This window comes from Bacillus cereus group sp. BfR-BA-01430 (assembly GCF_022663115.1).
Lineage (GTDB): Bacteria > Bacillota > Bacilli > Bacillales > Bacillaceae_G > Bacillus_A > Bacillus_A cereus_BD.
The window spans coordinates 18,899-44,261 of record NZ_JAKUEW010000013.1; the positions used below are offsets into that span (position 1 = coordinate 18,899).

Here is a 25,363-nt window from a genome sequence, read left to right on the forward strand (position 1 = left end):
TATTTATGTTATGAAAAGGAAATCCGTTCTCCTTTTAACAAAATTTGCTGATTTTCTAATAAAATTAGCATGCAAAAAAAGGAAAGTCAATAAAAATATAAAAAATTAAAAAATATTCAAAATAAAGTTGCAATTCTTTTACCTTTTGTTGTAAAGTTAAACACATAATAAAATTTCATACAAAGTATTCTTATCTAGAGAGGTAGAGGGACTGGCCCTACGACACCTCAGCAACCATTAACAAATTTGTTAATAAGGTGCTAATTCCAGCAAATTATTGAGTAATTTGAGAGATAAGAAGAAGACTCTATTTGAATGAAAGCCTTCTTCTTTGAAGGCTTTTTTTATTTTCCTATTACCATAGACTTAAGTTTTCATCTCACAAAGGAGGAATGTTGATATGTCAACAATCGAAACAACATTAGCTCAAATTGGAAACCGCAGTGAAGCGGGTACAGGTACGGTAAATCCCCCCGTTTATTTTTCAACGGCCTATCGCCATGAAGGAATCGGAAAATCAACTGGCTTTGATTATTCTCGAACTGGCAACCCTACACGCGGTCTTGTAGAACGCGCAATTGCTGATTTAGAAAAAGGCGATCAAGGCTATGCCTGTAGTTCTGGAATGGCAGCTGTTCTGCTTGTTCTTTCTCTATTTCGCTCCGATGATGAACTTATTGTATCTGAAGACTTATACGGAGGAACGTATCGTTTATTTTCGGAACATGAGAAAAAGTGGAATATTCGATGTAGATACGTAGATACACAATCGATTGAGCAAATTGAACACGCAATTACTTCTAAAACAAAAGCAATTTTCATCGAAACACCTACCAATCCTTTAATGCAAGTAACTGATATTCAAGCTGTTGCAACTGTTGCAAAGCGTCATGATTTACTGCTCATTGTAGATAATACTTTCTATACACCGTATATACAGCAACCTTTAACTGATGGAGCTGATATCGTTCTACATAGCGCAACAAAATATTTAGGCGGACATAACGACGTATTAAGCGGTCTTGTTGTTGCAAAAGGAAATGTACTTTGTGCGGAGCTTGCCCATTACCATAACGCTTCTGGCGCTGTACTTAACCCTTTTGATTCATGGTTATTAATACGAGGAATGAAAACTTTAGCACTTCGGATGAAGCAACATGAAGAAAATGCAAATAAAATTGTGACCTATTTAAAAGAAGAAGACGGTGTAACAGACGTATTTTATCCAGGTAGAGGGGGCATGATTTCCTTTCGTCTTCGCGATGAGAAATGGATCAATCCCTTCTTACAATCTTTATCTATTATTACATTTGCTGAAAGCTTAGGTGGCGTCGAAAGTTTAATGACATATCCAGCTACACAAACACATGCTGATATTCCAGCAGATATACGAATTGCACGAGGTGTATGCAATCGTCTACTTCGTTTTTCCGTTGGCATTGAACATAGCGACGACTTAATTCAGGACTTACAGCAAGCAATTCAATATGCAAAAGAAGGTGTAAAAATATGAGTTACTCTTTAGACACACTGTTACTGCATAACAAGTATAAACATGACGCACAAACCGGTGCTGTTAACGTTCCGATTTACAATACATCAACTTTTCATCAGTTTGATGTAGATTCCTTTGGAAAATACGACTATAGTCGCTCAGGTAATCCTACACGTGAAGCGCTTGAAGATATAATTGCTCTTCTTGAAGGAGGAACAAAAGGATTTGCTTTTGCATCTGGCATTGCAGCCATTTCTACTGCCTTTCTTCTTCTCTCACAAGGAGACCATGTTCTCATCTCAGAAGATGTATATGGTGGCACTTACCGAATTGTAACAGAAGTTCTATCGCGTTATGGGATATCCCATACATTTGTCGATATGACAAATGTAGATGACGTAAAGCGAAATATACAAGCAAATACAAAAGTTTTTTATATTGAAACGCCATCTAATCCGTTATTAAAAGTAACAGATATTCGCGCTGTTTGTAAGTTAGCGAAATCTGTTGGGGCACTTACTTTCGTAGATAATACATTTTTAACACCACTATTTCAAAAACCGCTGGATCTTGGAGCTGATGTTGTATTGCATAGTGCAACAAAATTTATCGCAGGGCATAGTGATGTAACAGCTGGATTAGCTGTTGTAAAAGATCATAATCTCGCCCAAAAACTTAGCTTTTTACAAAACGCTTTTGGGGCTATATTAAGTCCTCAAGATAGCTCTCTTGTACTTCGCGGACTGAAAACATTGCATGTACGCCTTGAACATTCAGCAATAAACGCAAGTAAAATCGCCCATTATTTCCAAAATCATAGCAAAATACAACATGTCTATTACCCGGGATTAGAATCTCACTCCGGTTATGAAATACAACGTTCACAAGCAAAATCTGGCGGAGCTGTTTTATCCTTTTCATTACAATCAGAAGACGCATTGCGCCAATTTTTATCTAAAATAAAACTACCTGTATTTGCTGTAAGCTTAGGGGCTGTTGAATCCATCCTATCGTATCCTGCTAAAATGTCCCATGCAGCATTATCGCAAGAAGCTCGCAATGAAAGAGGAATTTCTAATTCTTTACTTCGCTTATCGGTTGGATTAGAAAATGTAGACGATTTAATTACTGATTTTGAAAACGCCCTTTCCTATGTAGAAGAACCTGTAAATATATAAAAGCTGTTTTTATCCTCTTAACAAAAATCCCCGCCTCAAACTCATATAGAGATAGGTGGGGTTTTTCAATATAATCCTCAAACTGGAACAAAACCATTCGATTACCACTCTATTCAACTAAAAATTCAAATTTCGTTTTTTGTTTTTTTAAGGCATATTTTCTGATTAACATAATAAACATTCTATACAAAAGTATAAAATCCTTTTTTCATATTATTTTAAAAATTCCGTATATCAATTTGAAAGAACAAAAAATTCATGATAAAATTGTGTTATAAGTATATCTTTTCCAAATTTCAAAGTGAAACTATCTTTTGGCAAAAACACACAAATTTATTTCATTTATTTACATCATAGTCTCTTTTCTTACAATTTCTTTACTTTAAAACATTTTTTCTGCAACAACTGTTTCCTTTGCTTTAGTTTTTTGGTATGAATATTATGATATAACAGCTTACACGGAGGTGGAGAAGAACATGTTAGAAACCTTTCAAAAAGAATTAGAACTTTATGAGAGTAATGCAGAATTATTGAAAGTGCTTGCTCATCCTGTTCGTTTATGTATTGTAAAGGGCTTAATTGAAAGAGGCCCAAGTAATGTTTCTACAATGTACACAGGCTTAAACATGCCACAATCCACAATTTCACAGCATTTAGCAAAGTTAAAAAGTGCTAAAATTGTCTCTAGTGAAAGAAAAGGATTGGAGATTTATTACAAAGTAGAGAATGAAATCATCATTCAACTCGTCCGCGTATTACTAGGTTAGGGACTATTGAGCCATTAAACAGAGAAAAGAATGGCGTATTCTATATTTTTCATCTCATATCTTTAATATAAATATATATCATGAGAGAAAATATATTAGGCTACATATGAAAAGTCGTATTAAAAAACAAGACGCAGAAAGTTTCTGCGTCTTGTTTTTTTCTATACATATAAGTAACGATTTACATCCAAAAACGGCAATCCTTTCTTCTGTATTAAAATATCAAAAGCATCACCTATTCCTCCACCTAAAATCATGGAATGAATGGATCGATTTATTTTTTGATTTTCAGAAAAAGGATTTCGATCTTGATGATTCATAAGCTGTTCAAGTATGCCTGCCGCTAATAAAAAAGTACTCTGCTTTGTATGCCATATTGTATCAAGTCCTGTCGTTTTCCCAGCCTTCTTTATTTCATCCCAATGTACATGGGCTGTAATATCCATTTCCCCCGGATAAGCGAGCGGGCTTCGAATCAATTGATGACGATAATACCCTCTTAAACTTCCTTCACGATGAGCTGGATGCATCCACTCTTCTTTTGTATAGCCATAATCGACTGTAATGAATAATCCTTCTTTTAGCCATGCGGCAATCTCTTCTATATAGGATTCTGCTACAATCGGAACTTCAAATCGTTGTCCTTCTGAAAGTCTTATATGATGTCTTCTTAAATAGTGAACTGTCTCATTTTCTATCGGTCTGAATACCTCTGCAAGTTTTCCTTCATCTGTATATGAAACTCGCACTTCATATAGCTTTCCCTTGCGCTTCTCAATTACTTCAACAGGGAAAGCATCAAATAATTCGTTTGAAAAAACAATTCCTGTAAAAGAGTCACCTAATTCTTTATAAGACTGGTGCTGAGAAAGATTAGAAAATGAGTTCAGTTGCTGTTTTTGTAGCTTTCGATGAAAAGGGCTTAACTCAATAATAGAATAGTGTAAATCAGCGAAAGTTTCAGGAGATAGACGATGCCATTCTTGTAAAACATCATAAGCAAATCTCCCTGTTCCAGCCCCAATTTCACAAAGATTAGGCTCGATTTCTCCCCTTTGAACAAGCCTTATAAAAAATCGAGCAAATGTCTTTGCAACTGCAGAAGAGACATTACTAGTTGTGAAGAAATCACCGTTTCTTCCGATTTTATGACGGCTTTTCATATAATATCCATGTTCTTGATTATATAACGCAACTTCCATATACGTGCGATATGAAATCGAATAATCCCTTTCTTTTTCCATATATCTCCTTAAAATGAACTCTATCCCCATACTGCACCTTATTGTAAAAATGGATTATTTTCTTTTTCAAACCCAATATTCGTTTCTGGACCATGTCCACACAATACAGTCGTATCATCTGATAGCATAAATAATTTCTCTTCAATACTTCCCATTAACTCTGTAAGACTTCCCCCTGGTAAATCTGTCCGGCCGATGCTCATTTGGAATAATACATCTCCGGAAAATACAGCGTTCACTTCTTTACAATAGTAGGAAATACTACCCGGAGAATGCCCCGGTGTTTCAAACATTTCAAATGTAAATGAACCAATTGTTAATGTTCCTTCTCCATCAATCATATGATCCGCTGGTTTTGCTATAATACTTCGGTTCATCATAAAAATTTGTGAACCATTAACAGCCGGATCACCAAGCCAATCTGCTTCTTCCTTATGTACATATACGGGAATATGAAAAGCTTCTCTTACCGCATCAACTGCACCAATATGATCAAAATGTGCATGTGTTAATAGAATCGCAAGCGGCTTTAACCCTTCTTGCTGTAAATAAGTTACAAGCTTTTCCCCTTCGCTACCTGGATCAAAAATTACACATTCTTTTTGATCGTTACTTAAAATGTACGCGTTTGTTTGTAAAGGGCCTAACGGCATTTGTATCCATTTCATCTTTTCATCTCCTCCAGTTGTTGGACTTACCTTTTATGATACAACATTTCTTTCTCTGACGAAACGAAGCACTGCTATCTCGACAATCATTTCTAAAACATGTACAATAAAAAAGAATAAATATTCTAAAAACTAAGAATGTGAGAGCAGAGGGGGATTATATATGGGTCTTGTTATCATTTTTGCACTAGTCACTCTGTTAGCTGTATTCGCCACCCTGAGAACATTACGTGAAAAAAACTTACTAGCAGGCGGCTTTTCCATTGCAACCGTACTCGTTTTTGGGTGGTTTACAGTTATGACCGTTCTAAATAATGGGTATCCACCAGCATCATAATTCATTGTTATGTTCTTATTCAACATGATTTTGCATACAAAAAACGAAAGGGGCAGCCCTTTCGTTTTTTTATTCTTCACAAATTATATCATCTTCGCTTCGTATTGGTGCTTTTTTACAAGCCAAGCTCCTCCGATTACACCCGCATCATTACCAAGCGTTGCAATTGCTAGCTTTGTGCTCTTTCTAGCACGTGAGAATGCGTATTGTTCAAAATAACGTTGCGTCGGTTTTAATAACGCATCACCTGCTTTAGAGACGCCACCACCAATTACAATTTTTTCAGGGTTTAACGTACTTGCAAGGTTTGCTACAGCTAATCCTAAATAAGAAGCGATTTTTTCTACTACTTCAGCTGCTAATTCATCACCTTGTCCTAATGCTTCAAATACATCTTTTGATGTAATACGGCCTTCTTCAGCCAACATCGAACGCAGTATACTTTCCTTCTCTGTTTCTTGCATTTTTTTCATTGCAACACGAACAATTCCTGTTGCGGATGCCACTGTCTCTAAGCAACCAGATTTCCCGCAATTACAAGGAAATGCATTTTCTGTAACGACTGTAATATGGCCAATTTCACCAGCTGCACCGCTTGCACCATGAACGATTTCACCATTGGTAATAACACCGCCACCAACACCAGTTCCAAGCGTCATACAAACAAGATCTTTCGCACCTTCTCCAGCACCCTTCCACATTTCCCCAAATGCTGCTAAGTTGGCATCGTTATCAATAACAACAGGTAAGCCTGTTTCAACTTCCAATAAATCTTTTAATGGATAGTTTTTCCACCCTAAGTTAACCGCTTCATAAATCATACCTGAAGCTACATGGACAGGACCAGGAGCACCCATACCAATCCCAATTAGTTTACTCTTTAATTCGCCTAATTCTTCTAATTTTTTATCGATTGCTTTGGCTACATCTAGTGTAATATGTTTTCCTTGTTCACTAGTATTTGTTGGGATTTCCCACTTGTATAAAATTTCACCGTACACATTAATAAATGCTAATTTAATTGTCGTCCCACCAAGGTCAACACCAACTAACCATTTCTCTTCCATTTTTGCTAACCTACCTTTTTCTATTTCTTGCTCATCTCTTTTTGAATTTCTTGCTTTATTAAAAATAAAGCTGTTTGATAATCTTTTCGTTCAATCAGCTGTGATTGATTCAATTCATGTAGCTCTTCCTGCATTAATTGTAAATCAGCCACCCGATCACCTGTATAAATAATCGTTCCAAATTTTTTTAGTAATTGTTGAATATCATAAATGGATATCATTTTATCACCCTCTATGTCTACTTATTATACAAATATAATAAGAAAACGTTCACATATTTCATTATAATCAACAAGAAAAAACCTCGTCAATTCTTATTCATCTATATTAGTGTCTTTTACACAATTGTTTCTTTTTCTGTAATAATTTTTTTGACGTTTTGATCAAATGGCTCTATCGGAATATCATCTACAATTTGAAAGTCAAAAGCTAAAGACACTCTTGCCCCCTCATACGTAGCAAGGTAACGATCATAATAGCCACCACCATATCCAATACGTTCTCCTCCTCTCGTATAAGCAATTCCAGGTATAAAGAGAAGATCTATCTCATTCGCCTTTACTTCTTTCGTTACAGTAGGAATAGGCTCTCGTAAATTCATATATACCGTTTCTAATTGATCCCAGTTCATGATTTCACGAAAAGTCATTGTTCTTGTCTTTCGATTACATTTTGGTACTACTACTTTTTTTCCTTCTTGCCATGCTTTTTCTATAATAACATATGTATTCACTTCATGGTCCATAGAAAGAGTAATGCCAATTGTTTCCGCCTCTTTCCACTCTCTTTGTTCATATAAAGAATCTGCAATTTGTTCTGATAAAGCCTTACGCTGCTCTTGTGTCATCGAATACATGTGTTCTAACATTCGTTTACGTAGCTGTACCTTCTCCTCGTTCATGACTATTTCCCCCTTGCAGTAGCATCTAATCTTAAACAATACATTAAGTTTATCATTTTACATACATACTGCACAGCGAAACACTGGCACAAAATAAAAAGAAACAGTAGGAAATATTCCTACTGCTTACTTTGTTTCACGGTGTAACGTAGACTTCTTGTCACGCTTGCAATACTTTTTAAGCTCAAGGCGCTCCGCGTTGTTACGTTTATTTTTCTTTGAGATATAGTTACGATCTCCGCATTCTGTACATGCTAGAGTAATATTCACACGCATTCTTATTTCCCTCCAGTCACTAATAACTTAAATCAGACTATACCATAATACCACTTTTAAAACAAAAATTCTACACCTTTTGATATTGTCTAATTTTTTCTATAAGATTTTTCATATTTTCTCTTGCTACTAGCGGGTTTTTCGCATGTGAGTATACAAGAAATTTCGGTTGTTTCACATCAGAAACAATGTACGACCATTCTTTCTCTGCATATTTAAACTGAATTCCTTCTAATATTTCTATTTCCCTGTCTCCCATATCTTGCAGTAACATCCCCATTATTTTTCCTTTTTCATTCCACGAACAAACAACCTCATCACATAACAAATAAAGCGGTGCTGTCTGTTCTAGCATAATGGATAATGTACTTCCTTGTTTTGCAATTAACTCAAGTAACTTCCCAATCCGATATAACATATCCCTTTGCCACACTTGTCGTAATTCTTTTTCCATGTGCATATAAAAGAGAAGATAACAATTTCCGAGCTTTAACGATATTGGATACACATCCTCTGTTTTCAATAATAAGTCTGACACATCGATTTCGCTAACATTCTCACTCTGATACACCCTACCATGCCCATCATATAATTCGAATGCATTTCCTTCTTCACAGCATATAAAAGCCATATTAGAATGACTGGACTTCATTAAAGATTTCACATGTTCTTTCCGCTCCTGTGCATACACCCATGTAATGGAACAACCAAGCCTTTGAAAAAAAGAAAGAAGTAACGGTTGTAACAAACGATCCACTTTATTAATAAGAAGGTGGAACTGTTGCGCCTGTATGTTCTCAACATCTATATATTCTAAAACAGCCGTTACATAATCTTCTAAACAAATTTGTATAATTTGATTTTCTCCTATCTCTTTTTCAGATACATAACGAAAATTTTCAGCCATATATAAATGTTCTATTTCCTTCTGCTGCTTATAAGTTAACTGCCTTCCTTCTTTCCTATAGAACCGTATCATTATACCTTGATCTTTCGTAAAACAAATGAACGCACCACCTATGCATTCTAATTTCCGAATCGTATATTGAAAAGGTGATTCATTCATTTCTTGACATTCCACCGTATGAATTCCTACGCTGTGAAGCGCATGTAGAAATAAATTTTTAAAAATTTGTACTTCTGCATTCTTATAGCTTCCTATTAATATAGTCTCGCCCTTTTGAAACAACGAACCGTAAGCCATTGCTATTTTTACAATGATTTGCGGTGTGATTTCAATATTTCCTCTACCTACAATTTGACTTTTTTGCAACCATCTTGATGCATGTTCTTCTTTTGTAACGCCGCCAGATGCAATAATAGAATGATTATCAATTATTTTATGAGGCCATAACTTCCCGCCTTGCTTAATTACAGTACTTTTCCCTATCTGACAATAATCCGCTACAACACTTTTCTGATATAGTGTGACATCGTCTTCGAGTCTTGTTTTTTCACCAACTATCGTCTCTAATAATTCACAATGTTTCCCAACATACGTATTGGCAAAAATAATACTTTTTTGAAGATGTGTGTAACTTGATATAGTACTATGTTTTCCAATAATTGAATACGGTTCAACGATCGCCCCCGCTCCGATTGTTACCCCTTCACCAATGAAAGATGGACCATGAATTTTTGTACCTTTTTCAATCGTTACTCCTTCGCCCATCCAAACCATTGGTAATACTTCTGTATAAGGAATCGTTACATTCACTTTTTTCGTTATTAAATCAAATTGAGCTTGCCGATATTGCTCAAATGTGCCAATATCCATCCAGTACCCTTCTGCTTTATATCCAAATAACGCATTTGTATTCTCCAGTAATGGAAAGATATGGCGACTAAAATCAACATATGTTTGAGGAGGTATATAAGAAAAAATATTAGGATCCATAATATAAATCCCTGTGTTTACAACGTTTGAAATGACTTCATTCCAACTTGGTTTCTCCATATAACGTATAATTTCTTGTTCTTTATTCATCACAACTAATCCAAAAGATAGTGGATTTTCTACTTCTTTTACAAACATCGTTAGCATTCTCTTCGTCTGCTGGTGAAATGCAATTCCTTCTGTTAATTGAAAATCTGTTAATGCATCACCACTAATTACTACAAACGGTTCATCTAAAAATGCTTCAGCCTGTTTCATACTTCCTGCTGTACCAAGGGGAGGTGAATCCTCAAAATAATGTAATTTGACGCCCCATTTACTTCCATCCCCAAAGTACTCTCTAATCGTATTGCTCAAATATTGAACAGTAATTGCGATTTCCCGAATACCATGTTGCCGTAACAATTCAATGTTATATTCTAAAACTGGTTTCTCTAATAATGGTAACATCGGTTTTGGAACATTACATGTTAACGGTCTTAGGCGCCTTCCTTTTCCACCAGCTAAAATAACCCCCTTCATGCACATTCATCCTCCACTTTTGTAATATGAAAACATCTTTATTTACCATATGTATGTAACTTCTATATCAGTTAATCTTTCCAATTGCTAAACCCACTTTTGGAAAACGCTTACTTTTTTGTTGTGCAATCGTTACTTTCTTTATTTTTCCATATTTATTACGATACATCTTATCATCATAATTTAAACGAGGCAACGAGCTTTTTTTGTCATGTTTTGACTAAAAAAGCAGATGACTCTTATCATCTGCCCTCATTGATTTCTACTCATTTAATAAATAATGTTTACCTTTCACCAAATAGAAAACATTTTCTGCGATATTTGTAATATGATCTGCTATACGCTCAATATATCTAGCGATAAAAGACAATTGTGTAATTTGTGTAATTGCTTCTGGTTGTTCTGGAATCGTAGATATAAATTCTCGAATTGCTTTTCCGTATATTTCATCAACGGAATCATCCATTTCAGCGATTTGTTTCGCATACGTTAAATTTTCCTTTTGGTAGGCCTCCAAAGAAAGACGTAACATCTCATGAGCAATTGAAAACATTTCTTCTATATTATGTAACTGAACAGATACCTCTTTTTCCCCAAGGCGAATCGTTGCTTTCGCAATATTTACCGCATGATCTGCTATACGCTCTAAGTCTGTTGCCGTTTTAATTGAAATAAAAACTTTTCGCAAATCACTTGCTACAGGTTGTTGCTTTGTAATTAACATAAGTGCAAAATCGTTAATTTCCTCTTCTAAATGGTCCATTCGGTAATCATTATCAATTACTTCTAACGCCTTTTCTACGTCTCTCTTTTGAAGACTTTCCATAGAAAGTAAAAGAGCACCTCCTGCTAATTCTCCTAGTTTCATTACTTTTTGCTGCAATGTTTTTAAATCATAATGAAATTGCTCGCGTACCATCATTCTTCCCCCTCTATTTATCCCACTATTTGCAGACAGTAGAACTCTCCCCTCAAAATTTGATGAAAGCAAAGAAATTAAGCGAGAGGGGAACTGTCTGTCAAAAAATGATTCATGAAAGCTCTCTCCTTACTAAAATTTCATTTTACATAAGACAAAGCTTTCCTGTTACAAATTAACTTGACACAACAAATGCCCCAATGTAAGAGGGGCATTTTACTCTTATTATCCAAAGCGTCCTGTAATATAATCTTCTGTTCGTTTATCTGAAGGTGTTGTAAATAATTTATTCGTATCCGTATACTCTACGACTTCTCCACTTAAGAAAAATGCCGTTTTATCCGAGATACGTGCTGCTTGTTGCATATTATGTGTCACAATTACAATACTAAAATCTTTCTTTAACTCTTGTATTAACTCTTCTACTTTCAATGTAGAAATTGGATCTAGAGCAGATGTTGGTTCATCCATTAAAATAACATCCGGCTCAATCGCTAAACAGCGAGCGATACATAGACGCTGTTGTTGGCCACCAGATAAGCCATATGCATTGTCATGTAATCGATCTTTTAATTCATCCCAAATTGCTGCACCGCGTAAACTTTTTTCTACAATAGCATCAAGTGTCTTTTTATCGTGAATACCATGAATTTTCGGACCGTATGCCACATTTTCATAGATAGATTTTGGAAATGGATTTGGTTTTTGGAACACCATTCCAACATGTGTACGTAACTCTTCTACAGGATATGATTTATCAAAAATATTACGCTCTCGATATTCAATCACGCCTGTTGTTCGAACGATTGGGACTAGCTCAACCATACGGTTCAATGTTTTTAAGTATGTGGATTTCCCACAACCACTAGGCCCAATAATTGCAGTTACTTCATTCTCATGAATGCTTAAATTCACATCTTTTAAAGCATGATCCTCTCCATACCATAAATTTAAATTTTTCGTATCGAAAACAATTTTTTTTGGGGCTGTTTCCACTTTCTCCTCTTTTTTCACCTGTACATTTACTACTGTTGCTACCATTTTGAATTCCCCTTTCATCCATTTCCTACTTTATTTACGATTTCGCAGCCATAAAACAACCATATTCATAATCAGCAACAATCCTAGTAAAACGATCATCCCCGCTGCTGCTACATGTTGAAACTCCTCTTGTGGCCTACTCATCCAATTAAAAATTTGAATTGGTAAAACTGTAAATCTATCAAATATTCCAAATGGAATATAATTTGCAAAAGCAAGAGCTCCAATTACTAATAACGGCGCTGCTTCTCCAATTGCTCTAGACAAAGCTAAAATACATCCAGTTAAAATTCCTGGGAGAGCAGTTGGTAATACAACTTGATACATCGTTTGCCATTTCGTCGCTCCTACTCCATAAGAAGCCTCCAATAAGTCATTCGGTACCATACGAATTGCTTCTTGACTAGATACAACAACTGTCGGCAATGAAAGAAGACTCATTGTAAGCGCCGCAGCCACTATGCTTTCTCCTAGCTGAAAAGCATAAACAAAAATTGTTAAACCTAACAATCCAAATACAACGGACGGAACACCCGCTAATGTTTGAATATTTAATGCTATCATTCTTGCAAAAATAGATTGTTTTGCATAATGCTCTAAATATAGTGCTGTACCAACTCCTAAAACAAATGAGACTGGTACAACAATACTCATAAATAATATTGTTCCTGATAATGCGGCAGCAATCCCCGTTTGCTCTGGATGACGCGAAGCAAAATGTATCAAAAAATCGACTGAAAGATAATCGATACCTTTTTCCAAAATTTGATATAGCAATACAATCAGAATCATAATGGAAAACAGCATTGCAATAGAAAAAATCCATTTATATACTCGATCTTTCCAAAAGCGAAACGACATGTTTTCTTTTATCCGCTTATGATTTAACATCCGCATTTCATATCGCCTCTTTAAATCGACGCATAATTTGCTGTGAAATGATATTCATCATAAACGTAAATAGAAGGAGCGTAGCCCCTACAGCATACATGCTGTAGTAAGTAATCGTCCCATGCGGTGCATCTCCCAAACTCACTTGAACAATATATGCTGTTAATGTTTGAATCGAATGTGTTGGATCCAAAGATAAATTTGGTGTTGAACCACCCGCAATGACAACAATCATCGTTTCACCAATTGCACGAGAAGCCGCCAATAAAACTGCAGCCATAATTCCGCTAAAAGCGGCAGGTAATATAACTTGCTTGACTGTTTCAAATCGAGTTGCTCCAAGCGCCAATGAGGCTTCCTTTACTCCCTTTGCTACAGCCCCCATTGCATCCTCAGCAAGAGAAGCAATCGTCGGAATCATCATAAAACCAATTACAATTCCTGGGCTAATCGCATTGAAAAATTGCAAATTTGGAATCATTTTTTGCAAAAGTGGTGTAACGATCGTTAATGCAAAAAAGCCATACACAATTGTCGGGATACCTGCCAATAGTTCTAACAACGGCTTTAGTAACTTTCTAGCAGCCTTTGGTGCATACTCACTTAAAAAGATGGCACACCCTAACCCAATTGGAATCGCCACAATCATAGCAATGATTGTAACAAGGAACGTTCCACATATAAGCGGAAGTACTCCAAACTTTGGTTCTTCAAAAAAAGGTAACCACTCTTTATCAAGAAAAAAATCATACAATGATACGTTTCGAAAAAACATCATCGTTTCATTTGCAAGCGTCATAACGATTCCTATTGTCGTTATAATAGAGACGCTAGCAATTGCCTTTAGGAATACTGGAACCATTCGATTGATTCGCTGCATTTTCTTTCTTTTAAGCCTATTTCTTTCAATCAAATGTTGCACAGAAAATGTAATTTGACTTTTGTTATGATGAGCCAAAGATGAAAACCCCTTTCCACCCTGACATTATCTCTCTATTTCTGTTAACATTCGCAGCTGATCATTATATTTTTCTTCTGGTAACTTTACATATCCGACTTCCTCGGCTAACTCTCCTACATGCTTCATCATAAATGCAACATAATCTGCTACACTCTCTTTATTACGGAGAGACGCATGATTTACATATGCAAACAGAGGTCTTGATAACGGCTTATACATTCCAAGTTGAATGGTTTCTTTTGTCGGAAATACACCGTTTACTTTGATGGCTTTTACCTTATCACGATTTGCCATGTAGTAGGCGTACCCTACAAATGCAATCGCATTTCTATCATTCCTAACACCTTGCATAATAACTTGATCATCTTCTGACAATGAAACTGTTTTTGCAAGGCGATTCTTTTGTAAGACTACATTTTGAAAATAATCATACGTACCAGAATCCACGCCTGGTGCATAAAATTGAACTTTTTCCTTCGGCCATTCTGGATGGATATGCGACCACCGCTTTATGCTTCCATCTTCGCTCCATAATCTCCGTAATTCTTCTATTGTCATATGATCCACCCACTTATTTTGACGATTTACAATTATAGTCAAACCGTCATAAGCAATTTCAAGTGGTGTAAATTGGATGGAGTTCTCTCTCATCATTTTTTCTTCTACTCGTTTCATGGAACGTGAAGCATTATTCACATCTACTTCTCCTGCTCCAAAACGTTGGAATCCTCCTCCTGTTCCAGAAATACTAATAGAAACTTTCACATGCGGTTCTTTCTTTGTATATTCTTCTGCCACTGCTTCCATAATAGGAAAAACCGTTGAGGATCCATCAACTCTTACTTCCCCTATTTGATTTGCAGCAAGTGCAGGAGATATGTACAAAAATATAGAACATATCGATACGATGAAAATCTTACTCAATCTGCGGATCTTCTTCACACGTGTTCCTCCTAGAAGTAACCTACATAACAGGATTACAGGTATAAGAATAATGCCAAACTATTAATGAGGTTTTAATTGTTTGTAAAAATTTTGTAAAGTTCAACTTTTTAAATGATAATGAAAGGCCCTCCCCCTTTTCTGTTCATTCTCTATCATTGACTTCAAACTTTCATATAGAATGATTGCATTTTCTGGACTTGTCCATCATTACTAAAATATATGTATCACTTACAAAAAAAGCACACTATCTTTTGAGATAGTGTGCCAAACTTATATGATTTTATTCATCATCATCTTGTTTCTTTGATTTTTTTCCTTTTTCATCTTGCGGATCTTCACCTGTTAATGCTTGCTTTTTCAAATCAAAGTAAGCATCCATAATTTCACGACCAATGTATCCGTTAATTCCACTTTTATCACTATATACCCATGGAACAACAACAGAGAAGGCAACTTCTGGATTCTCAAGCGGTGCGTATCCTACCAGCGTTAAATTGTAAACTTGTACACGCTCACCGTTTGCTTTTTTCCCACTCTCTTTGTCGCCACCATATACCGTTTGAGCAGTCCCTGTTTTTCCGGCAGCTTGATACTTTGCAGTCGCAAAGTATTTTCTCCCCGTACCACCCGCGTCATTAAATACTTGTCTAAACCCTTCTTGAATTCGTTTAATCTGACTTTCAGGCATATCGATACGATTCAATACTTTCGGTTCCATTGATTGAATGACTTTTCCAACTTCATCAGGTTTCGCTGCTGGTTGACGAATTTCTTTTACAATTTGTGGTTGCATACGATAGCCACCATTTGCAATTGTAGATACATATTGTACAAGCTGAAGTGGTGTATAGTTATCATACTGTCCAATCGATAAGTCTAACAAGAAACCAGGTGTATACTGCGAACCTTGAAGTCCAGCTGATTCATTTGGTAAGTCGATACCTGTTTTCACTCCTAGACCAAACTGACTAAAGTAATAACGCATATCATCAAACGCTTGTTTTTTAATATCTAATGTACCACCACGAATGTAAGGTACTTTTGCAATATTCATCGCTGTTTTAAACATATATACGTTAGAAGACATCTTTAAAGCAGTTAAATCATTAATATAACCCATCGTTTTCCAAGAAGATTTCGTCGGTGTCCCTCTCAATTTGATTGGTTCATCCAATAAAGTTGTGCCAGGTGTAATGGCACCTGTTTGATATCCAGTTAACAAAGTTGCACCTTTGACAGTCGATCCCATTGGGTAAGAACTTGTCATTGTACCTAAAGCAAAGTCCTTCACTTCTGTTTTTCCATCTTCATTGACAAGCTGTTTCCCAGCCATCGATAGAATTTCGCCATTTTTTGGATTCATCATGACAACAAATGCACGATCAAGTAGAGGTTCCGAACCTTTAAATTGCATTAAATATTTCCCAATAATTTCTTCGACACGCTTTTGCAGCTCCATGTCAATTGTTAAATTTAAATCATTTCCTCGTTGCCCTTTTAAGACATTTACTGTTTCTAAAATATTACCATTTTTATCTGTAATATTCTTCACTTCTGCCTTTGAACCGTGAAGTGCATCTTCATATTGTTGTTCAATATAACTTTTTCCAACTCGATCATTACGGTTATAATCCCGAACAAGGAAATAATCTAAGCGCTCTTTTGGTAACCCTTCATCCGAGCTCGTTACACCACCAAGTACACTGCGGAACATATCATCATACTTATATTTACGATCCCAATCTACATTTGTATCGACACCTGGTAATAACGCTAAACGCTCGCTTACTACAGCATATTCTTTCGGGGTTACTTGCTTTTTAATAATTTGCGGTGTCATTGCATATCCGCCGTCCATCTTACTCTTAATCGCCAGCACTTCTAAATCTTTCTCTGTTAATTGATTTAATTCTTCTTCCGTCACACGATTTCGTTGACGTTCTGCCACTTCTTTATCATCAATTTTTTTTGCTTTTAATTCTTCGCGATCTTTTTTTGTAATCTTTGCTTCCGCTTCTTCTTTATGAAGGAACAGCCAATAATCTTTTTTATCGCGTTCTGTTAATTTATCCGGTGATACTTCAATTAAATCTGCAAGCTTTTTCGCTGTTTCTAAACGTTCCTCTGAAGTCGATCCTTTCATTCGCGTAAATGTAATTGTTCGAACTGGATCATTATCTACAACGGGACGTCCATATCGGTCAAATATTTTTCCACGTGGAACCGGATTACTAATTGTTGAGTTTTCTTTTTTCTCAACTTCGTTTTTGTACTCCTCCCCATGAACAATTTGTACATAACCAAGCCTTACAATAACCGCAGAGAACATTAAAAATACACAAAGAAATAACACGTTCAGCCGAAACGGAACGTGGGTCTTTTTCTTTTTCTTCTTACTCATACGAACCCCCTCTACCACCTTTAGCTATATAATATGAAAGGGACACCTGTTACAGGTGCCCTTACAGCTATTTTACATGTCTTTTTATTCTAGCATAAAACAAAGAAGAAGTTAACCTTCTGGTTCTGTACGATTTGGTATCGTTTCTGTAGCTATCATGCTTGTTTTGTTCACGTTTTCCTCACTATATTTGACATTTCGCACAGCAAAATAAACAAGGAAATGTCCGGCCCCAAGGATGCCTAATAAAACAGGTAAGCTTTTTTCTGGTTGAAAAAACGATACAGCGCATAAAAAACTGATAATAGAGCAAATTCTTCCACCATTTAACCATAATTCTCGCACAACAATATACTCAACTCGCCATTCTTTTGCATTCTTTGCTCTTCCAATTACATCATAAGTCATTGATCCATAAGGAACGAGTAAGATTGGATAAGCAATTGCAATAGAAGCTGCATAGATAAGTAATTTCGCATATGTAACATGAAAAATAACTAAAAATACCACAGCATATAAAATAATCCCACCAAGCAAAATGGCTTTTTTTCGCCATTCTTTTTTTAACATACGAGTAACTAAGTAATAAGCGACAAACGAAACGGCTGAATTTACTAAACTATACTTCCCTAACGCAAATTCGCTCCCTGTTGCCAAATAGATGTATACAGAAATAACAAAGACAAAAATCCCTTCTCGTAGCCCTTGAAAAAAATGAGCGCGTGTGATTCTTCCCCAGTTTTTATCCATCTTTCGTTCCTGTAAAACTTGTACAACTTCATAGCGACCTTCACACTCTCTTTTCGATAAAAAAAAGCTCATAACAACAGCAATCGCAAACAAAGTTAATGAAAGAAAAAAAATCATTGTATAGCCGCTCCACTTTTCCATACGAGAAATAGTATATCCAGCTGTTATTGGCCCAATCATGCCAGCAAACGAAGTTAAAAGACCAAGAAAACCATTGAAAAAGTCACGGGTTTCTGGCTCTGTAATTTCAAACGTTAACAAGTTAAAGGCCAACCAATAAAATCCATACCCAATACCAAGCAGCCCACCTATTAATATAATATATTTGGAGGCATGCGTTCCTGTAAGTAAAACTACAATAAAAAAAGTCGCTAATGTCCCGACTCCGATCCGCAATAAAATGGCTCGATCGATTCTTTTCGCTAATTTTCCTGCGAATAAAAAAGTCAGCGGTTGTAACACAACACTCGCTAAATTATATAGCCCTATGTTTACATAATTTTGCGTTTGCTTCCATAAATAAATGTTAACAAATGTATTGGATAATGAAATAGCAAGTGTGTACAATCCGCCCATACTAAGTAATAATATTAAATCCCGATTCACCTCAATATCACCAATTATATGTTTCCACTTCATATATAACTCTCCTTTACTTCATGTTCTAGTCTTCCAAAGACTAGGCACAATTATGTAAAAGAAAGCATACAAAAAAAGCTAGAGGCATATGCCCCTAGCTCTTTTCATATTCCCTTGTACAAAATGAAACAAGTACGATTATTTAGCTTCTTGGTAACGTTTTTCTGCTGCATTCCAGTCTACAACATTCCAGAACGCACCGATGTAATCAGGACGACGGTTTTGGTAATGTAAGTAGTAAGCATGCTCCCAAACATCTAAACCGATAACTGGTGTTTTACCTTCTGTTAAAGGTGAATCTTGGTTTGGAGTACTTGTTACTTCTAGTTCACCGTTGTTTACTACTAACCAAGCCCAACCAGAACCAAAGCGAGATGCACCAGCTTTTGCAAATTCTGCTTTGAATGCATCAAAGCTACCGAATTTTGCTTCAATTGCAGTAGCAAGTTCACCTACTGGTTGTCCACCACCATTTGGAGATAAGATTGTCCAGAAGAAGCTATGGTTTGCATGTCCGCCACCATTGTTACGTACTGCAGTACGAATTTCTTCTGGTACTTCGTTTAAGTTTGCAACTAATTCTTCAACACTTTTGTCAGCTAATTCTGGGTGACCTTCTAATGCAGCATTTAAGTTTGTTACATACGTGTTGTGGTGTTTCGTATGATGGATATTCATTGTTTCTTTGTCAAAATGAGGTTCTAATGCATCATACGCATAAGGTAAATTTGGTAATTCATGTTTTGCCATTGTTATATTCCTCCCATTTTATGTATTGCCAAAACAATTTGGCATACAACTTCATTTTACCCTAATTGCCATAGGGTGAAAACAAATTAAATCACATTGTCTTGCTATCATTAAAGTAGCAAAATCTCCATTTCTTTTCAAACAAAATGCTCACTTATTTCGTAAAAAAAGCCTCCTTCTACAAGGAAGCTTCTTACCTGCATTTATAAGTATGTAAAATGGGTATGGACCCTGTAGGACTCGAACCTACGACCGGACGGTTATGAGCCGTCTGCTCTAACCAACTGAGCTAAGGGTCCAGAATTATATAGAAAAAACGACTATATCAGTCTTTAGGCTTCTTCCATGAAACTTCTATAAAAACGAGCCGTCTACAAAATGGAAGACGCAAGAAATGTAAGATAAATTTACCATATAAAAAAGAAAAGTGTCAATTATATTTTTCCTTTCATGTTTTTTGTTTTCAAAAAGCTTATATAATAAACTCGCTACGCATGACATAAGAACGCGATATTGCTTGTGATTCTCTAGATACGTACGTTACAATGTTTTTATACATATCTCTACTTAATATAAAAAAGGAAGTGAATCTATGTCCATCTTTACACAGATTGGAAAGAGTCTATACTCACCGAAAGACATGGCGCTTTTTCGGTTTCAAAAAATCGGAAAAACGATTCTGTATATCTTATTACTCTGTTTCCTTACAACCATCCCGAGAACTTTATTGTATGGCAGCGTTATTCAAGATAGCGTTGGAATCATAAAGCAAGCGCTTGAACAAGACATTCCAAACTTTAAAATCGAAAATGGGGAACTAAAGGCAGATATTGATAAACCTATTGAAAAAGAAGAGGGGAACTCTATCTTTGTATTCGATCCAAATGCTATTGATACAGGAAAGTATACGAATAAAACAGGGTTGTTTGTTCTAAAAGACAAAGTTATTTCTGCTGCAAATGGAGTAACACAAACATATTCCTACAATGATTTATTAGGTGCTTCTCTTGAGAAAAAAGACTTGCAAGACTTTCTTTCTTTTTTCAATAGTATGTATCCTATTTTAATGCTTGTTATCGGATTCTTTATTTATTTCTTCCAGTTATTTATTACTTTTTTAGGCGTTACACTACTGGCATTTATCGGCTCCGTTATGAGCGGTCAGCGTAAATTATCTTATAAACAAGTTTGGACGTTAACTGCTTATAGTTATACAATCCCAACTGTTTTCTTTATGATTATGGACTTACTAAAGATTACTGTTCCCGGATCATTCCTCCTTTACATTGCAGTTATTTTAATCGTCTTATACTTAACAATAAAAGAAATTCCAACACCAAAAGAAAAATAAATATTACAAAAGAGGCGATCCAAAACGTATACGTTTTAGATCGCCTCTTATTTGATATAAACTTTTGCTCACTTAGACTTAGTTCACGTCAATTGATAAATTGTTATCCGTTTCCTTTACATAAGCGTAATGTTGGTTGAAGTGATACATGATATCCTTTCCATGTAAGATTTCAACTGTATACACCCCATTTGGAACGTCTTTGAAATGAATATCTGCTGTTTCAATGTTTGTCTCTTGAATCACTCTATTTCCTTCTTTTAATTGAATTTTTGCTCCTTTCATACGATTTATATCATTCGTATGTAAATGAATATGTAAGTTTCCTTTTAATTCTAGCGGAGCAATTTCCTTATTCGTAACCATTTCAAAATTAGAATTAATTAAAATTTCAGGATCTACTATCGCCCTTGCTTCAGCTAATCGAGATTCAGGTACAATATGAGCCAATGAACTGACTGCCTCATAGCCTTTTGCTCGATTTCTTTCTGCTTGTGTAGCCTCAAGGTTTAGCCCCCAGCTTTCAAAGACAGGTGTAAAATCAAGTTGGCTATTCTCGCTATAATACTGGTTCATTAAATCTGGTAAAGAACGATCAGAATCAAATTGACTAGCTAGCTTTCGATAGCCTTGATACATTTTTGTAAAAGCTTCATTTCCAGCTTTTTGTTTCGCCATTGTTAACATGATAAGTTTTTGTCTTAAATCTAAAGCATTATATTTTTTCTTGTTTTTCATTACAGCGTTATATAGATTTTTCTCAACGCTCTCTTTTTTCCCATAATTAAATAACCAGCCAATTTGATCTGCTTTCTTACCATATTTACTATATTGATACTGAACACCAAACAAATTATTGGAAACTTCTCCTGTGTACATTCCTTGATTATCAAAGCCCGCCTGATAACCATGCGCAATCTCATGTAGCGTTCCCCAACTCGATTTACCTAGCCACATATCTATACTATTTGTACTATTTGCTGTCCAATAGTTTCCATAGTAGGCACCACCTGCACCAGATGCGTCCGCCTTTAAGAAATAACGATTTTGCCCTTTTTTATTTTCAGGTGCCGAGCCATCCAAACCAATCATTGAATCATACATCGTAAAAATTTCTTCATAATAATGGATTAGGTCATCTAAAGATTGGAAATCTTTCAAATTTCTTAATGATTCTTTATCTTTTTTAGGTACAAATAGTTGAAAACTCGTTCCTTTCACTAATGCATACTCTCCATCAAATTGATCCCATGTCTTAAAGAATGCAGACTCATTGCCTTTTTCTTGATAGATAGGGAGTGGTTTTTGCGGTTGTTCACTTCCTACTTGGTATTCAATCGTAGCGCCATTCTCATCATAAGGTGTATCTACGAACGGAACTACTGGTACATCGGCTTGAACAGTTATCCATTCACTTCCTACTTTAATAGACTTCTCTGTTTTTGAATCATTAGATAACAAACGTAATGTTAATTCATTTTTAAAGTTAGGATTCGTTTGTCTTACCTTTAATGTCGTGTTTGCTTGTAGAATAAACCCTAAATCTTGTCTATCGTGAAATACCCCTTTCGTTATTCCTGCTTGAAATATCCAAATGGGTGCTTCCAAGCTGAAAATTTCTTTTACATTTGTTCGTTCAGCAGCATGAAGGTGCATACTTCCCATGACAAAAAATAGTAGAAAAGTCATGCTCATTACAAAAAATTTTCTCATCTTCATTTCTCCTTTTTATATTTTCCATACAAAACTTTTCAAATCGCACAGTAAAGATCTGTATAAAAAAGACGCAATTACCAAAAAAAGAAAAGACCCCCTCCGGAAGTCTTTTCTTAACTTATGGGTTCACGCTCTTTTTTCATAACATGTTAAGTTCTTTCGTCTGCTAAATCAAAAAGTTGAGTCTTTCTAGTTGATTATATCATCCTTCTGTATATTTTTTAATAAAAATTTATATATATAAATTCAATACTTTTTTAATCCCCAAGTATCATTCACGTCCTACCGAGATTCAAATTCCATTCCTATAAAATGATTCGAATACTTGCTAAAAATAGCAGAGAAACACATATATGAAATATTCGTCTTTTCATATTCTCGACATCACTCAAGAATAGCAACACACAGCTTAAAAAATGAAATATGTTGACATTGTACTTGCGTACATCCAACTATAAAACCTTACATACTATATCGCTATTTAGGCATTTTTTTTTAGGACAAGCATATATTCCTAACAAAGGAGTGAGGAATATGAAAAGACTTGGCGTATTTTTATTTGTGCTTGTTCTCGGTTATATATTTTATTACGATATAAAAATTGGCACTTTGCCAATGTTAAGCTCATACAAAAAAACAATTGCTGCTCAAACTGTTAAGAAAGAAGATATAAAGAAAGAGACAAAAAAGAAGACAGATACATCTTATAAAAAAATCGAGGTAAAAACAGGAGATACTGTTCTCTCTATTACAGAAGCTATTAATAAGAAAAAAGTTCCGTCCATCGAAAAAGTAATCCACGATTTTAAACGATTAAATAAAGAGACAACTTCTACAAAAATTCAAATTGGAAAGTCGTATAAATTCCCATTATATCAATGAGCCATTACATTATCCTTGTCAATTCTATAAAGGCGCTGATACAATAGTAAAAGTGAAACCAAGCATAGTGGTTTCGATTTCCTTATACTTCATATACTATGTGTGGTATAAGAGACAAAATAAGAAACTTCTTTTATAAGGAGAGCGATCTATTCGTGAATGAAATAACTCATCGTACAAAAACACGTCCGGTTAAAGTCGGTAATTTAACAATTGGTGGTAATAATGAATTAATTATACAAAGTATGACTACAACAAAAACGCATGACGTGGAAGCAACTGTTGCTGAAATTAAGCGTTTAGAAGAAGCAGGCTGTCAAATTGTCCGCGTAGCTGTTCCAGACGAACGAGCTGCAAATGCTATCGCTGATATTAAAAAGCAAATTAATATTCCGCTTGTTGCTGATATTCATTTTGACTATCGTCTTGCTTTAAAGGCAATCGAAGGTGGCATTGATAAAGTACGTATTAACCCGGGTAATATCGGACGCCGCCACAAAGTAGAAGCTGTTGTAAATGCTGCCAAAGAGCGCGGTATTCCAATTCGAATTGGTGTAAATGCCGGTTCATTAGAGCGTCATATTTTAGAAAAGTATGGCTACCCTACTGCTGATGGTATGGTCGAGAGCGCATTGCATCATATTAAAATTTTAGAGGACTTAGACTTTCATGATATTATCGTATCGATGAAAGCTTCCGATGTAAATTTAGCCATTGAAGCTTATGAGAAAGCAGCTCGTGCTTTTGATTATCCATTGCATTTAGGCATTACAGAGTCCGGTACTCTATTTGCCGGAACCGTTAAAAGTGCCGCTGGTCTTGGAGCTATTTTAAGCAAAGGTATCGGAAATACACTTCGTATCTCCCTAAGTGCTGATCCAGTTGAAGAAGTAAAAGTGGCCCGTGAATTGTTAAAATCATTTGGTCTTGCTTCAAATGCCGCAACGCTTATTTCTTGTCCAACTTGCGGGCGTATTGAAATTGACCTAATCAGTATTGCAAATGAAGTTGAAGAGTATATCTCTACATTAAAAGTACCGATTAAAGTCGCTGTGCTTGGCTGTGCAGTAAACGGTCCAGGTGAAGCTCGTGAAGCTGATATCGGGATTGCTGGAGCACGTGGTGAAGGCTTATTATTCCGCAAAGGAAAAGTCGTTCGAAAAGTTCCAGAAGAAACAATGGTAGAAGAACTCAAAAAAGAAATTGATGTCATTGCTGCTGAAATGGCTGAAAACCATGAAAAAGAAAAACAAGAACAATAATGATGAAGGACTGTTTGCACGATGATGTAAACAGTCCTTTCTTTATCATACTAGAAAAGCCCATCAACTTTTCAGCTGATGAGCTCTTACTTTGCACATTTCGGACAACGTCCATATATTTCAAATTTATGACCTGTGACCTCATATCCTTTAAAATCTTTATTCATAAAATCCATTGGACAAGAAGTAATTTCTTTTGTACCACCACAATCTAAACAAATGAAATGATGATGATGTTCCATAATAGAACATGTAAAACGGAAATGTTTTTCCCCATTTAATTCTGTCTGCTCTAAAATACCGATTTCAGCAAATACCGTTAAATTACGATAAATTGTATCAAAACTCAATCCCGGATAATGATCCTTCATGTGTTCTAACACGTCTTTTGCTGTTAAGTACCGATTATATTTCGCAAATAAACGTAACATTTCCTCTCGTTTTCCAGTGTGTTTATATCCTTTTTCCTTCATTAAGCGTAAAGCTTCTGTTACATTCATAAC

Annotated in this window: 24 protein-coding genes, 1 tRNA gene, 1 pseudogene and 1 riboswitch; of the genes and pseudogenes, 7 read left to right on the forward strand and 19 right to left on the reverse strand. The window is 35.6% G+C overall.

Annotation, left to right across the window (positions count from 1 at the left end; all coding sequences use genetic code 11):
* Nucleotides 1–187: 187 nt before the first annotated feature.
* Nucleotides 188–300: riboswitch (SAM riboswitch) on the forward strand.
* 100 nt (nt 301–400) lie between these two features.
* The 3 genes from MR058_RS18170 (at nt 401) to MR058_RS18180 (ending at nt 3,440) form a co-directional block, all read left to right on the forward strand.
* Nucleotides 401–1,513, forward strand: a complete 1,113-nt coding sequence (locus MR058_RS18170) for a methionine biosynthesis PLP-dependent protein (protein ID WP_242145294.1) — start codon at nt 401–403, stop codon at nt 1,511–1,513.
* Nucleotides 1,510–2,673, forward strand: a complete 1,164-nt coding sequence (gene metC / locus MR058_RS18175) for a cystathionine beta-lyase (RefSeq protein ID WP_242145295.1) — start codon at nt 1,510–1,512, stop codon at nt 2,671–2,673. Before MR058_RS18170 ends, metC begins: the two co-directional genes overlap by 4 nt.
* Before the next feature lie 476 nt (nt 2,674–3,149).
* Entirely contained in the window at nt 3,150–3,440 is a 291-nt protein-coding gene (locus MR058_RS18180; RefSeq protein WP_242145296.1) for an ArsR/SmtB family transcription factor, read from the forward strand.
* Nucleotides 3,441–3,601: 161 nt separating this feature from the next.
* Here MR058_RS18180 and MR058_RS18185 read toward each other — a convergent pair whose 3' ends face one another.
* Both MR058_RS18185 and MR058_RS18190 read right to left on the reverse strand, forming a co-directional pair.
* The gene (locus MR058_RS18185) at nt 3,602–4,714 is read right to left on the reverse strand and encodes a class I SAM-dependent methyltransferase (protein WP_242145297.1); all 1,113 of its coding nucleotides are present in this window, start codon (nt 4,712–4,714) and stop codon (nt 3,602–3,604) included.
* An 8-nt stretch (nt 4,715–4,722) separates the two neighbouring features.
* Nucleotides 4,723–5,352 carry an MBL fold metallo-hydrolase gene (locus MR058_RS18190; protein ID WP_242145298.1) on the reverse strand — a complete coding sequence of 210 codons (630 nt, stop codon included), beginning with the start codon at nt 5,350–5,352 and terminating at the stop codon, nt 4,723–4,725.
* Between the two features lie 163 nt (nt 5,353–5,515).
* On the opposite strand from MR058_RS18190, the gene MR058_RS18195 reads away from it, so the two are divergent.
* Nucleotides 5,516–5,689, forward strand: a complete 174-nt coding sequence (locus tag MR058_RS18195) for a DUF2759 domain-containing protein (RefSeq protein ID WP_012095454.1) — start codon at nt 5,516–5,518, stop codon at nt 5,687–5,689.
* Between the two features lie 83 nt (nt 5,690–5,772).
* Here the strand turns inward: MR058_RS18195 and glcK are convergent, their stop codons facing one another.
* From glcK to MR058_RS18265, 15 genes are all read right to left on the reverse strand, one after another.
* Nucleotides 5,773–6,756, reverse strand: coding sequence for a glucokinase (gene glcK / locus MR058_RS18200; RefSeq protein ID WP_242145299.1), 984 nt, complete (start codon nt 6,754–6,756; stop codon nt 5,773–5,775).
* Between the two features lie 20 nt (nt 6,757–6,776).
* Nucleotides 6,777–6,977: a YqgQ family protein gene (locus MR058_RS18205; RefSeq protein ID WP_242145300.1), complete on the reverse strand. Its 201-nt coding sequence runs from the start codon at nt 6,975–6,977 to the stop codon at nt 6,777–6,779.
* A gap of 116 nt (nt 6,978–7,093) precedes the next feature.
* Nucleotides 7,094–7,657, reverse strand: coding sequence for a 5-formyltetrahydrofolate cyclo-ligase (locus tag MR058_RS18210; RefSeq protein ID WP_242145301.1), 564 nt, complete (start codon nt 7,655–7,657; stop codon nt 7,094–7,096).
* A 126-nt stretch (nt 7,658–7,783) separates the two neighbouring features.
* Nucleotides 7,784–7,933, reverse strand: a complete 150-nt coding sequence (rpmG, locus tag MR058_RS18215; RefSeq protein WP_012095458.1) for a 50S ribosomal protein L33 — start codon at nt 7,931–7,933, stop codon at nt 7,784–7,786.
* Nucleotides 7,934–8,003: 70 nt separating this feature from the next.
* Nucleotides 8,004–10,352, reverse strand: coding sequence for a sugar phosphate nucleotidyltransferase (locus tag MR058_RS18220; protein ID WP_242145302.1), 2,349 nt, complete (start codon nt 10,350–10,352; stop codon nt 8,004–8,006).
* Nucleotides 10,353–10,419: 67 nt separating this feature from the next.
* On the reverse strand, nt 10,420–10,548 hold the full coding sequence (locus MR058_RS23345) for a hypothetical protein (protein WP_277927198.1): 129 nt from the start codon (nt 10,546–10,548) through the stop codon (nt 10,420–10,422).
* Nucleotides 10,549–10,614: 66 nt separating this feature from the next.
* On the reverse strand, nt 10,615–11,271 hold the full coding sequence (phoU, locus tag MR058_RS18225; protein WP_242145303.1) for a phosphate signaling complex protein PhoU: 657 nt from the start codon (nt 11,269–11,271) through the stop codon (nt 10,615–10,617).
* 225 nt (nt 11,272–11,496) lie between these two features.
* The gene (gene pstB / locus MR058_RS18230; protein ID WP_242145304.1) at nt 11,497–12,312 is read right to left on the reverse strand and encodes a phosphate ABC transporter ATP-binding protein; all 816 of its coding nucleotides are present in this window, start codon (nt 12,310–12,312) and stop codon (nt 11,497–11,499) included.
* Nucleotides 12,313–12,342: 30 nt separating this feature from the next.
* Entirely contained in the window at nt 12,343–13,209 is an 867-nt protein-coding gene (pstA, locus tag MR058_RS18235) for a phosphate ABC transporter permease PstA (RefSeq protein ID WP_242145305.1), read from the reverse strand.
* A 1-nt stretch (nt 13,210) separates the two neighbouring features.
* On the reverse strand, nt 13,211–14,161 hold the full coding sequence (pstC, locus tag MR058_RS18240; protein WP_242145306.1) for a phosphate ABC transporter permease subunit PstC: 951 nt from the start codon (nt 14,159–14,161) through the stop codon (nt 13,211–13,213).
* 27 nt (nt 14,162–14,188) lie between these two features.
* On the reverse strand, nt 14,189–15,097 hold the full coding sequence (locus MR058_RS18245; protein WP_396021458.1) for a PstS family phosphate ABC transporter substrate-binding protein: 909 nt from the start codon (nt 15,095–15,097) through the stop codon (nt 14,189–14,191).
* A gap of 292 nt (nt 15,098–15,389) precedes the next feature.
* Nucleotides 15,390–17,510, reverse strand: a complete 2,121-nt coding sequence (locus MR058_RS18250; protein ID WP_242145308.1) for a peptidoglycan D,D-transpeptidase FtsI family protein — start codon at nt 17,508–17,510, stop codon at nt 15,390–15,392.
* Nucleotides 17,511–17,621: 111 nt separating this feature from the next.
* Nucleotides 17,622–18,899, reverse strand: a complete 1,278-nt coding sequence (locus MR058_RS18255) for an MFS transporter (protein WP_242145309.1) — start codon at nt 18,897–18,899, stop codon at nt 17,622–17,624.
* 138 nt (nt 18,900–19,037) lie between these two features.
* Nucleotides 19,038–19,649, reverse strand: a complete 612-nt coding sequence (sodA, locus tag MR058_RS18260) for a superoxide dismutase (protein WP_242145310.1) — start codon at nt 19,647–19,649, stop codon at nt 19,038–19,040.
* Nucleotides 19,650–19,874: 225 nt separating this feature from the next.
* Nucleotides 19,875–19,948 (reverse strand) — tRNA-Ile (locus tag MR058_RS18265).
* A 293-nt stretch (nt 19,949–20,241) separates the two neighbouring features.
* Between MR058_RS18265 and MR058_RS18270 the strand changes: the two genes are divergently transcribed.
* A complete protein-coding gene (locus tag MR058_RS18270; protein WP_242145311.1) occupies nt 20,242–21,000 on the forward strand; it encodes a DUF1189 domain-containing protein in 759 nt (252 codons plus the stop codon).
* Nucleotides 21,001–21,081: 81 nt separating this feature from the next.
* Here MR058_RS18270 and MR058_RS18275 read toward each other — a convergent pair.
* Nucleotides 21,082–22,713, reverse strand: a pseudogene (locus MR058_RS18275) (M60 family metallopeptidase); the annotation flags it as partial.
* A 537-nt stretch (nt 22,714–23,250) separates the two neighbouring features.
* Between MR058_RS18275 and MR058_RS18280 the strand changes: the two are divergent.
* Together MR058_RS18280 and ispG are read left to right on the forward strand one after the other, a co-directional pair.
* A complete protein-coding gene (locus MR058_RS18280) occupies nt 23,251–23,598 on the forward strand; it encodes a hypothetical protein (RefSeq protein ID WP_242145313.1) in 348 nt (115 codons plus the stop codon).
* Between the two features lie 98 nt (nt 23,599–23,696).
* On the forward strand, nt 23,697–24,860 hold the full coding sequence (gene ispG / locus MR058_RS18285; protein WP_242145314.1) for a flavodoxin-dependent (E)-4-hydroxy-3-methylbut-2-enyl-diphosphate synthase: 1,164 nt from the start codon (nt 23,697–23,699) through the stop codon (nt 24,858–24,860).
* 86 nt (nt 24,861–24,946) lie between these two features.
* Here the strand turns inward: ispG and MR058_RS18290 are convergent, their stop codons facing one another.
* On the reverse strand, nt 24,947–25,360 hold the full coding sequence (locus MR058_RS18290; RefSeq protein WP_242145315.1) for a Fur family transcriptional regulator: 414 nt from the start codon (nt 25,358–25,360) through the stop codon (nt 24,947–24,949).
* Between the last annotated feature and the right edge of the window lie 3 nt (nt 25,361–25,363).

Coding starts and splice junctions, on each gene's coding strand:
- MR058_RS18290 (WP_242145315.1), bottom strand. CDS start 25,360: ATGAATGTAACAGAAGCTTTACGCTTAATGAAGGAAAAAGGATATAAA.
- MR058_RS18185 (WP_242145297.1), bottom strand. CDS start 4,714: ATGGGGATAGAGTTCATTTTAAGGAGATATATGGAAAAAGAAAGGGAT.
- MR058_RS18280 (WP_242145313.1), top strand. CDS start 23,251: ATGAAAAGACTTGGCGTATTTTTATTTGTGCTTGTTCTCGGTTATATA.
- MR058_RS18195 (WP_012095454.1), top strand. CDS start 5,516: ATGGGTCTTGTTATCATTTTTGCACTAGTCACTCTGTTAGCTGTATTC.
- sodA (WP_242145310.1), bottom strand. CDS start 19,649: ATGGCAAAACATGAATTACCAAATTTACCTTATGCGTATGATGCATTA.
- MR058_RS18190 (WP_242145298.1), bottom strand. CDS start 5,352: ATGAAATGGATACAAATGCCGTTAGGCCCTTTACAAACAAACGCGTAC.
- MR058_RS18210 (WP_242145301.1), bottom strand. CDS start 7,657: ATGAACGAGGAGAAGGTACAGCTACGTAAACGAATGTTAGAACACATG.
- rpmG (WP_012095458.1), bottom strand. CDS start 7,933: ATGCGTGTGAATATTACTCTAGCATGTACAGAATGCGGAGATCGTAAC.
- pstB (WP_242145304.1), bottom strand. CDS start 12,312: ATGGTAGCAACAGTAGTAAATGTACAGGTGAAAAAAGAGGAGAAAGTG.
- MR058_RS18170 (WP_242145294.1), top strand. CDS start 401: ATGTCAACAATCGAAACAACATTAGCTCAAATTGGAAACCGCAGTGAA.
- MR058_RS18205 (WP_242145300.1), bottom strand. CDS start 6,977: ATGATATCCATTTATGATATTCAACAATTACTAAAAAAATTTGGAACG.
- phoU (WP_242145303.1), bottom strand. CDS start 11,271: ATGGTACGCGAGCAATTTCATTATGATTTAAAAACATTGCAGCAAAAA.
- metC (WP_242145295.1), top strand. CDS start 1,510: ATGAGTTACTCTTTAGACACACTGTTACTGCATAACAAGTATAAACAT.
- MR058_RS18220 (WP_242145302.1), bottom strand. CDS start 10,352: ATGAAGGGGGTTATTTTAGCTGGTGGAAAAGGAAGGCGCCTAAGACCG.
- MR058_RS18180 (WP_242145296.1), top strand. CDS start 3,150: ATGTTAGAAACCTTTCAAAAAGAATTAGAACTTTATGAGAGTAATGCA.
- MR058_RS18255 (WP_242145309.1), bottom strand. CDS start 18,899: ATGAAGTGGAAACATATAATTGGTGATATTGAGGTGAATCGGGATTTA.
- ispG (WP_242145314.1), top strand. CDS start 23,697: ATGTGTGGTATAAGAGACAAAATAAGAAACTTCTTTTATAAGGAGAGC.
- pstA (WP_242145305.1), bottom strand. CDS start 13,209: ATGCGGATGTTAAATCATAAGCGGATAAAAGAAAACATGTCGTTTCGC.
- glcK (WP_242145299.1), bottom strand. CDS start 6,756: ATGGAAGAGAAATGGTTAGTTGGTGTTGACCTTGGTGGGACGACAATT.
- MR058_RS18250 (WP_242145308.1), bottom strand. CDS start 17,510: ATGAGTAAGAAGAAAAAGAAAAAGACCCACGTTCCGTTTCGGCTGAAC.
- MR058_RS18270 (WP_242145311.1), top strand. CDS start 20,242: ATGTCCATCTTTACACAGATTGGAAAGAGTCTATACTCACCGAAAGAC.